11 protein-coding genes and 1 riboswitch are annotated in these 11,185 nt (G+C 63.5%); of the genes, 3 read left to right on the top strand and 8 right to left on the bottom strand.

Annotation, left to right across the window (positions count from 1 at the left end):
• Positions 1 to 41 precede the first annotated feature (41 nt).
• On the bottom strand, positions 42 to 239 hold the full coding sequence (locus FJ979_RS32070) for a DUF680 domain-containing protein (RefSeq protein WP_140584677.1): 198 nt from the start codon (positions 237 to 239) through the stop codon (positions 42 to 44).
• A 481-nt stretch (positions 240 to 720) separates the two neighbouring features.
• Positions 721 to 923: riboswitch (cobalamin riboswitch) on the top strand.
• Between the two features lie 130 nt (positions 924 to 1,053).
• Between FJ979_RS32070 and FJ979_RS32075 the strand changes: the two genes are divergently transcribed.
• Together FJ979_RS32075 and FJ979_RS32080 are read left to right on the top strand one after the other, a co-directional pair.
• Positions 1,054 to 2,301: an aromatic ring-hydroxylating dioxygenase subunit alpha gene (locus FJ979_RS32075; RefSeq protein WP_140517785.1), complete on the top strand. Its 1,248-nt coding sequence runs from the start codon at positions 1,054 to 1,056 to the stop codon at positions 2,299 to 2,301.
• 19 nt (positions 2,302 to 2,320) lie between these two features.
• The gene (locus FJ979_RS32080; protein ID WP_140584678.1) at positions 2,321 to 3,421 is read left to right on the top strand and encodes a hybrid-cluster NAD(P)-dependent oxidoreductase; all 1,101 of its coding nucleotides are present in this window, start codon (positions 2,321 to 2,323) and stop codon (positions 3,419 to 3,421) included.
• 93 nt (positions 3,422 to 3,514) lie between these two features.
• Here FJ979_RS32080 and FJ979_RS32085 read toward each other — a convergent pair whose 3' ends face one another.
• The 6 genes from FJ979_RS32085 to FJ979_RS32110 all read right to left on the bottom strand — a co-directional run bounded on the left by FJ979_RS32085 (position 3,515) and on the right by FJ979_RS32110 (position 8,881).
• Positions 3,515 to 3,913: a type II toxin-antitoxin system VapC family toxin gene (locus tag FJ979_RS32085; RefSeq protein WP_140501230.1), complete on the bottom strand. Its 399-nt coding sequence runs from the start codon at positions 3,911 to 3,913 to the stop codon at positions 3,515 to 3,517.
• Positions 3,910 to 4,143: an AbrB/MazE/SpoVT family DNA-binding domain-containing protein gene (locus FJ979_RS32090; RefSeq protein ID WP_140517783.1), complete on the bottom strand. Its 234-nt coding sequence runs from the start codon at positions 4,141 to 4,143 to the stop codon at positions 3,910 to 3,912. Before FJ979_RS32090 ends, FJ979_RS32085 begins: the two co-directional genes overlap by 4 nt.
• Positions 4,144 to 4,286: 143 nt before the next feature.
• Entirely contained in the window at positions 4,287 to 5,831 is a 1,545-nt protein-coding gene (locus FJ979_RS32095) for a DegQ family serine endoprotease (protein ID WP_140584679.1), read from the bottom strand.
• A gap of 197 nt (positions 5,832 to 6,028) precedes the next feature.
• The gene (locus FJ979_RS32100; protein WP_140584680.1) at positions 6,029 to 6,748 is read right to left on the bottom strand and encodes an MBL fold metallo-hydrolase; all 720 of its coding nucleotides are present in this window, start codon (positions 6,746 to 6,748) and stop codon (positions 6,029 to 6,031) included.
• Between the two features lie 88 nt (positions 6,749 to 6,836).
• On the bottom strand, positions 6,837 to 8,003 hold the full coding sequence (locus FJ979_RS32105) for a diphosphate--fructose-6-phosphate 1-phosphotransferase (RefSeq protein ID WP_140584681.1): 1,167 nt from the start codon (positions 8,001 to 8,003) through the stop codon (positions 6,837 to 6,839).
• A gap of 110 nt (positions 8,004 to 8,113) precedes the next feature.
• Positions 8,114 to 8,881 carry a L,D-transpeptidase gene (locus tag FJ979_RS32110; RefSeq protein WP_140501239.1) on the bottom strand — a complete coding sequence of 256 codons (768 nt, stop codon included), beginning with the start codon at positions 8,879 to 8,881 and terminating at the stop codon, positions 8,114 to 8,116.
• A gap of 390 nt (positions 8,882 to 9,271) precedes the next feature.
• Between FJ979_RS32110 and FJ979_RS32115 the strand changes: the two genes are divergently transcribed.
• The gene (locus FJ979_RS32115; RefSeq protein ID WP_140501241.1) at positions 9,272 to 9,895 is read left to right on the top strand and encodes a LysE family translocator; all 624 of its coding nucleotides are present in this window, start codon (positions 9,272 to 9,274) and stop codon (positions 9,893 to 9,895) included.
• 279 nt (positions 9,896 to 10,174) lie between these two features.
• Here the strand turns inward: FJ979_RS32115 and FJ979_RS32120 are convergent.
• A partial coding sequence (locus FJ979_RS32120; protein WP_140584682.1) for an autotransporter outer membrane beta-barrel domain-containing protein occupies positions 10,175 to 11,185 on the bottom strand: 1,011 nt, incomplete at its 5' end.

The following is an 11,185-nucleotide window of genomic DNA, read 5'->3' on the forward strand; positions in this document are numbered from 1 at the left end:
CCAGGACGGCGGAAGGCCCGCCGTCAACTGGAGATCGGCTGTTAGTTGTTGCCGAAGAGGTTGCGATCGGCACCCTGGACAGGCGTCTGGGCAGCCGGTTCCGACTTCTTGGTCGAAGCGGTGTACGAGCTGTCGACGGCGGTGGCCGCAGGGGCATTCGAACCATAATGGTCGCTATTAGCGAAGGCGCTGCCGGAAACAGCCAGAAGGGCGGCGGCAGTGAGAATGATCTTTTTCATTTTTTGATACTCCAGTATTTTTCCGTCCGTCTAGCGGCGTGTCTTGGGAGGAAATCGCGTCGTTCGGACAGCCCCGATGTGGGAAAGCCATACCGCCATTTCCAATCACGAAGTTTTTCCGTGTGGACCAAGTTTCCACCACTTGAAATTGTGCCAGAGCCTTCAATATTCGTTTTTTGCCATTTATTATCAATTAGTTATGCAAACAGGCCGTGCGATCACCAACTGTGTCGAAGGCCCAGTGTTCACACCGTCCTGCACGCATCGTCAACAGAAACGAACCGTTCGGTTCGATTTTAGGGGACGCTAATAGTCACTTTTCGAAACCGTTAACCTTTTTTTGGCTCCGCCACGAGTCGGAATCCCAGGCGGCGATCTGAGCCTTTCTGCCCCTTCAACGACGGCCGCACCGTTTTCAGTGCGTGTCGCGCGGCATGGATGCGATGTCGTTTTCATGCCGACGACAAGTCGGCGATCATGGTTAGATCCTGCCATCTCAGGTGCCGCCGCGTGACGACGAGGCGGAGAATTGGGAAGCCGGTCAGAATCCGGCGCTGCCCCCGCAACGGTGGTGGAGTTCAGGTCGCAACGGGAGACCACTGGGCAAAGGCCTGGGAAGGTGTCGCGACAGTCCGCAAGGACAGCTCCAGAGCCCGGAAACCAGCCCGAGATGTTGGACTCGACTGATCGCGGCGGGCGGTCAAGAGGCGGATGGTGCATGTCCGGCGCAAGCCGGCGCGCGGCTTGATCCTTCCTCTCTCCCCTCCGTTCAGTCCTTCGATGCGAGGACAGGACTTCAATGCGAGGACAGGACATGGATGCGCGCAACGACATGCTGAAACGGCTGCAAGGCCGCAGGGACGGCTTCTCGCTCGAGCAGCCCTTCTATACCGATCCCGACTACTTCAAGCTCGACATGGAGCTGATCTGGTACCGCGACTGGCTGTTCATCGGCCATGATTGCGAACTGCCCCGGCCCGGCAGCTTCATCACCGTGCAGATCGGCGACTATCCTGTGGTGCTGGTGCGCGACCAGAAGGGCAACATCAACGCCTTCCACAATTCTTGCCGCCATCGCGGCAGCCGCGTCTGCAACACAGACAAGGGCACGGCGGCGAAGCTCGTCTGCCCCTACCATCAGTGGACCTATGAACTGGACGGCAGGCTGCTGTTCGCCAGGCAGATGGCCGAGGGTTTCGACAAGAGCCAGTTCGGCCTGAAGCCGGTCGCCTGCGAAAGCGTCGGCGGCTACATCTTCATTTGCCTCGCCGACGAGCCGGCGGATTTCGCGCCGATGCGGACGATGATCGAACCCTATTTGCTGCCGCATCGGCTGCGCGAAGCAAAGGTCGCCTTCGAGAGCACCATCGTCGAGAAGGGCAATTGGAAGCTGGTCTGGGAAAACAACCGCGAATGCTATCATTGCGCCGGCAACCATCCGGAGCTCTGCAAGACCTTCCCGGAGGCGCCGACCGTGACTGGCGTGCAAGACGCCGACAGCGACCCGGAGATGCTGTCGCACTGGGCCAAGTGCGAGGCGGCCGGCCTGCCGAGCAGGTTCCGCATCGACCCGGCCGGACAGTACCGTGCCACCCGCGCGCCGCTGCTGCGCGATGCCGTCAGTTATACGATGACGGGAAAACGCGCGGTCAAGAAGAACCTGTCCGACGGCGTTGCCACCGACCGCATCGGCTCCTTGCTGCTCTATCACTATCCGACGACCTGGAACCACATCCTTGGCGACCACGCCGTCACGTTCCGCGTGCTGCCGATCAGCGCCACCGAGACCGCGGTGACGACCAAATGGCTGGTTCACAGGGACGCGGTCGAGGGCGTCGACTACGACCTTGCCGAACTCACCCATGTCTGGACCGAGACCAACGGCCAGGATCGTCGCATCGTCGAGGAAAACGCCTTCGGCATCCTGTCGCCGGCCTATGAACCCGGCCCCTATTCCGAACTGCACGAAGGCGGCGTCATCCAGTTCGTCGACTGGTACGCGCGTTTCATCGGTCCGCGCCTCGCCGAAGACGGCCGGCCGGCCCTGCGCAGCGTTGCTTGAGAGGTAAGGGATGAATGCGATGACGGATCTCGGCCTCTATCGCCATCTCGATCAGATGGCGCCCTGGAACGACAGGCTCCAGGTGCTGGAAGTGATCGGCGTGAGCGACGAGGCGCCTGATGTAAAGACCTTCACCTTCCGCTCCGACAACCAGACCTGGTTCCGCTACAAGCCGGGCCAGTTCGTGACGCTGGAACTGCCGACAGCGGATGGGTTGCTGATGCGCACCTACACGCTGTCGTCTTCGCCTTCACGGCCATTCTCGATCGCGGTGACGGTGAAGGCGCAGGCCGGCAGCACCGGCACACGCTGGATGTTCGACCATTTGAGGCCTGGTTCGCACGTCAAGGCGTATGGGCCGGCCGGAGACTTTTCGCTGCACAGCCACCCGGCGGCCAAATATCTGTTCATCTCGGCCGGCTCCGGCGTGACGCCGATGATGTCGATGCTGCGCTGGCTGAATGACTGCGCGCCATGGACCGATGTCGGCTTCGTCAACTGCGCCCGCCGCCCCGAAGAGATCATCTTCCGCAAGGAGCTGGAATTGCTCGGCAGCCGCATGCCCGGCCTGTCGCTCGGTTTCATGATCGAGGAGCGGTCGAGCCGGGAAGGCTGGTTCGGCCATATGGGCCGCATCGACGCCATCCGGCTGCCGCTTTTGGCGCCCGATTTCCGAGAGCGCGAAATCTTCTGCTGCGGCCCCGACCCCTTCATGCGTGCCGTGCTCGGCATGCTCGAAGCCGCCGGCTTCGACATGGCGAGATACCATCAGGAGAGCTTTGCAGCGCCGCTGGTGGAGGAAATCCCGGCGCCGTTCGCCTCGCCGACTGGAGACGGCGCAGCCATTCCTGTCGAAGCCGCGACGCCGATCCGGTTCTCGATTTCGGACGTCGATGCCGCATGCGTCGCCGGCCAGACGGTGCTGCAGACGGCGCGCGCCTCGGGAGTCAGAATCCCCGCCGCGTGCGAATTCGGCCTGTGCGGAACCTGCAAGGTCAAGAAGCTCTCGGGCGAGGTCGAGATGAGCCACAATGGCGGCATCCTCGATCACGAGATCGAGGACGGCTTCATTCTCGCCTGCTGCTCCAAGCCGCTTTCGGCGCTTGATATCGAGGCGTGACCGACGGCGCTCGGCGGTCTGCAACGCCGCTTAAAGCGCGTCGCATGAGCCCATTTCGATGCGACACGCTTTGGAGCGAAATCCGACGGCCATTCAGGGAGTGATCAGCGTCACAGAAGGGAAATAAGTCCGGTAGCGGCCGACATCACGCGTCAGCAGCGGAAGGCGTCCGACGGCTGCGTGGGCGCCGATGAAAAAGTCAGGCAACACGCCGGTCCTGGATCCTCCCGATCTGCGATATTGTGTAAATGCTTTTCCGGCAAGGAAGAGGGCTGCTCTTGGCATCGGAACCATTTCTAGACCGGCCGCCTCGACAAACGCCTCCAGATCCTCGATGCGTGCGTAGCGGACGGCAAGCTCGGCATAGACCGCATCATTGATCAACAACGGCCCATCGAGGCTCGCTGCCTCGAGATGGGCGACCGACCAATCCGCCCAGCTCGGATCGTCCGTAACAACGTCGAGCAGAACGTTGGTGTCGACGAGCGTCACCGTTCGGAACGCGTCAGCGCCATGATCGCGTCCGTCGTGAGCCCCTCGCCGGCATGACCTCGCAACTTGGCGAAGCGGCTCGCCGGCTGCTTTTTGTCAGCACGGGTCAGCACCACGCTGCCATCGGCAGCGCGCCGGAAATCGACCTTGCTTCCCGGGACGATCTCCAGGAGATCGCGAACCGGTTTGGGGATGGTCACTTGTCCCTTCGCTGTAACGGTCGTCGCCATCTTCGTTCCTCGGTAATACCATGTCTCCCGAAGGTATTACCTTGCGGTTCGAATTTCAAGGCCTGAAGCGTCAATCCCCGGCCGGGAGGCGGGCTCGTCGACCGACAAGCCCGCCATCCCTGCATTCATGTCAACGCGATGTCTCAGCCATTGGCGAAGGGCACGGCGACATAGATCTGGGCATCGCCTCGTTCCACCAGCAGCAGCACCGATTTGCGGCCTGACTTGCCGGCCTGCGCGATCGCCTGCGTGGCCTGCCTGGCGCTCTTCACCGGCATCTGGTTGACGGCGATAATGATGTCGCCGGGCTGGACGCCGGAAGCCGCCGCCGCCTTGTTGGGATTGACCGCGGCGACCACCGCGCCACGCTGGTTGTCGGGGAGGTTCATCTGCTGGCGAATATCGGGCGTGATGTCCATCAGGCCGAGCCCGATCGCCGGCAGGCGGGCGCCCTGCCCGTTTCCCGGCGCGCCGGAATCACCAGATACCGACGCGGTCTGCGCATCGTCGCCATTGCGGCCGACGTCGACGGAAAGCTGCATGGTTTTGCCATTGCGCCAGACGTCGAGCGTTTCCTTCTTGCCGGGCGAGACATCGGCGACGGCACGCGACAGGTCCTTGGGATCCTTTATCTCCTGGCCGGCGAAGCCGGTGATGAGGTCCCCCGTCTGGATGCCGGCCGCGGCCGCCGGCGAGCCCTCGGTGACCGAGGAGACCAATGCGCCGCCGGGGTGATCGAGACCTATGGCACTGGCAACGTCCGGGGTCACCGGCTGGATCTGGACGCCAAGATAGCCGTATTCGATTTCGCCGCCCTTCATCAGCTTGGCGACCACCTTTTGCGCCTGGTCGGACGGAATGGCGAAGCCAACGCCGACGCTGCCGCCATTGGGCGAATAGATCGCGGTGTTGATGCCCACGACGTTGCCGCTCACATCGACCAGCGGACCGCCAGAGTTGCCGTGGTTGATCGGCGCGTCGATCTGGATGAAATCGTCGAACGGCCCGCTGTGGAGGTCGCGGCCGCGCGCCGAGACAATACCTGAGGTGACCGTGGTGCCGATGCCGAACGGATTGCCGAAGGCCAGCACTTGATCGCCCGGCATCAACTTATCGGAATCTCCCCATTTTACCGTCGGCAGGGGCTTGTCGGCCTTGATCTTGATCACCGCAAGGTCGTTCTTGGCGTCGCGGCCGACCAGCTTGGCGGGAAGCTCTGTACCGTCGTCAAGCGTCACCTTGATCGAGCTCGCGCCGTCGATGACATGGTTGTTGGTGACGATGGTGCCGTCGGCGCCGACGATAAAGCCGGATCCGAGCGCTTCGGCGCGCTGCGACTGCTGCGGCGGCGCTTTCGGCCCGGGCACGCCCTGGTCGCCGAAGAACTGGCGGAAATAATCGTCGAAAGGCGAGCCGCCGCCGTCCAGAGGCGAGGCATCGCTCATGGCGTCCGGTTGCCCCTTCATCACGGTCGTAACCGTCACCACGGCCGGCTTGTCGGCCGCCACGATAGGGGCAAAGGAGCCGTTCGGGGCCGTTACCCCGGCAACGGGGGTCTGCGTCGTGCCGACGGCGTTGCGGACGTCGTTCGGGCTTTCGGCGAAGGAGGCTACGATGGGAGAAATGATCAGCGCAGCGCCCAGCAGGGCCGCGACGCGATGTCTACGAAGAATGCTTATGGGTGACATGGTCGTTCTGTCCGGGCGAGAGTTGAACCTGGGCCGCGGATGGTTCGGGGGAAAACACCCGTCGGCTGTCGACAGCCGGATTGCCTGTCTCGCCGCGCATGGCAGCCGGCCGGATCGACAAACCAGCATCTAGGGCGCGGATTGGCCCGATTTAGGGTTTTCGGGCGACCTTACGAAGATTTAATTTTAGAGCCGGCTTATGGACCAGCCGCTCGGCTGAGATAGGCCGAGGCGATCTCGCGCATGCGCTCGCCGTCGAAACTCGGGCCGTGACCGCCATGGCCGATGCGGATCGGCAGGTCGAGCAGACGCCGCATGGTGAGGCAATAGGCCGACTTGTCGGAGTCTGGCAGGTCGTCGATCAGCCGGTCGTCATAGATGGCGTCGCCGCTGAAGAACAGGCCGTCTGCTTCGTCGAACAGCGCGATCGAATCCGGCGAATGCCCGGGCAGATGCAGCACGCGAAAGCGGCGGTCGCCGAGATCGACGACATCACCCTCGTCGAGGGTGCGCGTCAGCGGCGCTGGCGGGATCTTGTAATCCGCAGCCTTCCAGCCCGGCGCCGGCAGTTGCGAGACGGCGCCGTCGAGGTCATGGAACATGTAGGCGTAGGTCGTCGCCTCATCCATGTTCTCGAACTGCGCGGCACTCACCCTGGGTCCCGCGCGCAGCGCGAATTCATGCAGCGAGCCGACATGATCGAGATGGATGTGGGTGGCGACGGCGATGAGCGGTTTGCCGGCCCGGGTTTCGATCTCCGGCGCCAGCGGGCAGATGCCCATGCCGGTATCGACCAAAAGGTCGGCGTCGCGGCCGGTGAGATGCCAGATGTTGGCGCGCACATAGTCATGCACGAACGGCTCGGTCAGCATCGTCGTCTTCTCGTCGACGATGCTCCTGCTGAACCAGTTCTCCATCAGAAGCGGCCCGGCATCAAGCGTGAGCCCGGCATCAGGTGTGAGCCTCGCATCAGGTGTGATCCTGGAATCAAGTATGGTCCCGACATCAGACGAAGGGCTTTCCGACCTTGTATTTTTCCGGCACCAGCCGCTTCAGGTAAGCCATGCCGGCGTCGGACAGATGGTTGGCGTCCGGCTTCATGAAGTTCTCGGGCATGTGACGGGTCTTGCCGGCCACGTTCTTCAGCGGCACCTTCTTCAGCACGGTTTTGGTGCCGTCATATTGCAGCGCCACGGAGCCGCCGCCCTGTTCGGCCACGGTGACCGCGAAAGCTCCCGCGTCGAACGCCTCCTGCGCGTCGACGGCGCTGATGGCGCCGACATAGCCGCGCGGCATGTAGCCCAGCGCATCGACGCGGGCGCGCTTGCCAGGAAGCCCTTCGGCGAGCGCCCGCTCAAGTGCCGCCGGCAGGTCGCTGCCCGATAGCTTGACATTGCCATGCTGGTCGCGCTCCAGCTTCTCCGGCGGCACCAGGCTTTCAACCAGCACTTTGCCGTCGGCGGTGCTGACCCCTTCCGAGACGGCGACAATGCAGCGCTTGTGGCGGTCGAGCGTGGCGCGCACGTCCTCGATGAAGGCTGTGGCCGAGAACGGCCGCTCCGGCACGTAGACGAGATGCGGACCACTGTCGGGATCGAGCTGCCAAGCCGCGGCCGCGGCCGTGAGGAAGCCGGCGTGCCGGCCCATGACGATGCCGACATAGATGCCGGGCAGAGCGCGAAAATCGAGATCGACGGACAGGAAAGCGCCGGCGACGAACTCGGCCGCCGAGATGAAACCCGGCGTGTGGTCGTTCTCCTCGAGATCATTGTCGATGGTCTTGGGCGCATGCACGAACGCGATCTTGCCGCCGGCGGCATCGGTCAGGATCTGCTGCGTGCCCGACGTGTCATTGCCGCCGATATAGATGAAGGCATCCGCGCCGGCCTTCTTCAGGCCGTCGAGGACGACCTCGCAATAGGCTGCATCCGGTTTGTCGCGCGTCGAGCCAAGGGCCGCGCTCGGCGTTCCGGCGATCAGCCGCAGGCGGTCTTCCGGGACGGCGGAGAGGTCGATATAATTGCCGTCGCGGATACCGCGCACGCCGTGAATGGAGCCCAGGACCTTGGCGCCGGGATGCCGCTTGCGGATCTCCAGCGTCGCCCCGACCACGGTCTGGTTGATGACGGCCGTCGGGCCGCCGCCCTGCGCGATGACGAAAGTTCCGGCCATTGGTGAAATTCTCCCGGGCGATTGGATTTCAGGCACCTTCGCCTGTCTTTGGCCATCGCGCAACGGCAGAAACGACCGGCCGCGCCAGCGGCCGCGAGGTGAGGCTTGAGCTAGACGACGACGACCGGGTTCTTCTTGGAAACGCGGCTGTAGAGGTCGATGATGTCCTGGTTGATCAGGCGCACACAGCCCGACGACATGGCCTGGCCGATGCTCCACCATTCGGGCGAGCCATGGATGCGGTAGCCGGTGTCCTTGCCGTCCTGATAGATGTAGAGAGCACGCGCGCCGAGCGGGTTGGTGAGGCCGCCGGGCTGGCCGCCCTGCCATTTTACCAATTCCGGCTTGCGGGCGATCATTTCCGGCGGCGGGGTCCAGGTCGGCCATTCCCGTCCGTACTGGATGTTGGCGCGGCCGGACCAGCGGAAGCCGTCCTTGCCGATGCCGACCCCGTAGCGGATGGCGTCGCCCCCCGGCTGGACGAGGTAGAGCATGCGCTCATTGAGATGAACGACGATGGTGCCGGGCGCTTCGCCCGTCTGGTCGACGACGATCTGGCGGCGGAATTCCGGCTTGATCTTGAGGTAGGGCACCTCGGGCACGTTGAAGCCGCCGTCGCTCAGGGACGCGTACATCAGGTCGGGGCTGGTGATGTTCTTGTCGACGCTGATGCTCGGCCGGATCGGCCGCACAGAGCCGGTGACCGTGTCGTCGAGCTCAAGCGCCGGCAGGCCGCCGCCCGAAGTCGAGCAGCCGGCGGCGCCAAGCAAGGCCAACGCCCCTGCCCCGGATAAAACGGCGCGGCGGGAGACAAGACTATCGGTTTCGATTGCGTCGCCGTTTCGCGGCGGCCTCAGACCTTGCGGCAACTCACGCATGTACCCAAACCCTACGCTGTCGGCGGGAAGCACGGTCCGGCCGGATGACGAGCATTTTCATCATTCATGGTTGATAAAGCGTGAAGGTCTTGCGCTGCCTGCATTTGCGAACAGGCTGGGCGCCATTGCGCCCTCTCCGGTATCGCCAACCAGCGTGCCCTGCACGAAATCACCTCGGGCGGGTCATGATCCCGGCGCCAGCGTGTCAAAAGCGGGGGACCTCCATGTGCAAGACCTGAAAGATCAACTTCAAGCTTCTCGCCGAGATCGTGAACCTGTCGGGCGGCTCGACTGACGCCGAACTGCCGTTGGCGGGGGTAGAAACAAACCGCTTTACATTCTCCTGGACCGAAGGATTTATCCTCTTCTTTGAGCTCAAAGGAGACGAGCATGTCCTTCGAAAACTGGGCCGCCTTCGCTGCCGCGTCGACCATCCTCCTAGTCATTCCGGGACCGACCATCCTTCTGGTCGTGTCCTATGCCCTCGGCCAGGGATGGCGCACCGCACTGCCGATGGCTGTCGGTGTGGCGCTGGGCGACTTCACGGCGATGACCTTGTCCATGCTGGGCATCGGCGCCCTGCTGGCAGCTTCGGCCACCGTCTTCACGATCCTGAAGCTGATCGGCGCTGCCTATCTGGTCTATCTCGGCGTAAAACTGTTCCGGGCCGGCGGCGCGCTCAAGGCCGAGCCGCGCACCGATGCCGTGTCCTCCGCCAGGATGATGGGGCATGCCTGGCTGGTCACCGCGCTCAACCCGAAAAGCATCACCTTCTTCGTCGCTTTCCTGCCGCAGTTTCTGGACCGGCACGCCGATTTCTGGACGCAGATGCTGATCTTCGAGACGACCTTCCTGGCGCTCGCCTTCTCCAACGCCTTCGGCTACGCGCTGATCGCGTCGCGAGCGCGCAACCTTGTGCGCAACCCCAGGGCGATCCGCGTCTTCAACCGCACCGGCGGCACGCTGCTGGTTGGCGCCGGCATCGCCACAGTGGCGATGCGTTCAGGGAATTGAACAAGGGGGATTCGCTCAACGCACAGCGTTAGCGCTGCCCCTTGTGTGTTTAGAATTGTGCACATTGAGGACGCCACGGACCAGGTGATTGCCTGATCGTGGCGGCGGCCGAGAGCCCGTCGCCCCTCAGGTGGCCTAAACCGTAGGTGAGCTGGGGCCCGACCGCCTTCTTTGTGAACCCGAACAGTTGCAAGGGGCAAGACCCCGCACACACCTGCCTGCCGGCGGATGAGGGGCGGCGTCGACTTTACGCACGAAAACAGCGCCAGCTTCGCCGTCTCACCACTTGATGCTGACGCCGAGATTGCCCTCAAGGATGCGCCGCTTGTCGCCGCCGAGATTGGTGGTGTAGTCGCCGGTGGCGAAGAGGCTGACCTTGTCCGTCACCTTGGCGGTCACGCCGCCGCCGAATTCGAACGAGGTCGAGCGGCTTTCGGTCAAGATGTCGGTGGTGTCGAAGTTGACGTGATCCGTGCCACCGAAACCGTGCCAGAGATTGGCCTTGAGGTAAGGTTGCAGCGCGGTGCTGTTCAATGTCGTCTCGCCCTGCAGGCGCAGGCCGAGGCGTCCGGTTACGTTGTCGTCGAGATCGAAGGAAACCGACGCGAAGCGATCCTCGGCATCGTCGAGCGATAGATGCTGCCAAATCAGTTGCGCCTGCGGTTCGAGCGTCCAGCCTTGCGCCAGCGCGATCGGGTAGCCCCCTTCCAGCGAAGCGGTGACGCCGGTTCCCTTGACATCGATGCCGATGTCGCGGGTCGAGGTCGCATCGCCGCTGAAAAAAGTGGCCATGACGACCCCGTCCAGGTACCAGCCCCCGGGACCGATACGGGTCCAGTAGCCGCCGACGCTGGTGCCGCCGAGATCAATGTCGCCGACGCCCAGATCGTTCTGCCCCAGCGCCTGGCCGCGCACATCGCCGTTCATGCTGGCATAGGCGATGAACAGGCCGGCACGATCGACGCCACCTGAAGCGGTTTCCTGGCCAAACACGTCGAAGCCGCCCTGGAACCCGAACAAGGTGCCGTCGAACGACGGCGAAACCGTTCCCGACCAGCCCATCTTCGCGTCCTGGCCGAAGATACGGCCCCAGACCGGAGAGAGTTCGGTGTTTGACAACAGGCTCTGTTCGCCTCGCCGTTCATGGAAAGTACCAAGTGTCGTCATCGCCAGATGCTCGGCCACCGGCGGAACCGCCGAATAGACCGGGACCTCGACACGGTAGAGCAGGATCTCCTCCCCTGCCGCGGGCGTCGGAAGATCGGGCACCGCAGTCGGGACGGGCGGGGG

Source organism: Mesorhizobium sp. B1-1-6 (assembly GCF_006443035.1).
Taxonomy (GTDB): Bacteria; Pseudomonadota; Alphaproteobacteria; order Rhizobiales; family Rhizobiaceae; genus Mesorhizobium.

What these genes read in the sequence shown, in the direction of transcription:
- FJ979_RS32070 (WP_140584677.1), bottom strand. Translation starts at nt 239, where the DNA reads ATGAAAAAGATCATTCTCACTGCCGCCGCCCTTCTGGCTGTTTCCGGC.
- FJ979_RS32075 (WP_140517785.1), top strand. Translation starts at nt 1,054, where the DNA reads ATGGATGCGCGCAACGACATGCTGAAACGGCTGCAAGGCCGCAGGGAC.
- FJ979_RS32080 (WP_140584678.1), top strand. Translation starts at nt 2,321, where the DNA reads ATGACGGATCTCGGCCTCTATCGCCATCTCGATCAGATGGCGCCCTGG.
- FJ979_RS32090 (WP_140517783.1), bottom strand. Translation starts at nt 4,143, where the DNA reads ATGGCGACGACCGTTACAGCGAAGGGACAAGTGACCATCCCCAAACCG.
- FJ979_RS32095 (WP_140584679.1), bottom strand. Translation starts at nt 5,831, where the DNA reads ATGTCACCCATAAGCATTCTTCGTAGACATCGCGTCGCGGCCCTGCTG.
- FJ979_RS32100 (WP_140584680.1), bottom strand. Translation starts at nt 6,748, where the DNA reads ATGGAGAACTGGTTCAGCAGGAGCATCGTCGACGAGAAGACGACGATG.
- FJ979_RS32105 (WP_140584681.1), bottom strand. Translation starts at nt 8,003, where the DNA reads ATGGCCGGAACTTTCGTCATCGCGCAGGGCGGCGGCCCGACGGCCGTC.
- FJ979_RS32110 (WP_140501239.1), bottom strand. Translation starts at nt 8,881, where the DNA reads ATGCGTGAGTTGCCGCAAGGTCTGAGGCCGCCGCGAAACGGCGACGCA.
- FJ979_RS32115 (WP_140501241.1), top strand. Translation starts at nt 9,272, where the DNA reads ATGTCCTTCGAAAACTGGGCCGCCTTCGCTGCCGCGTCGACCATCCTC.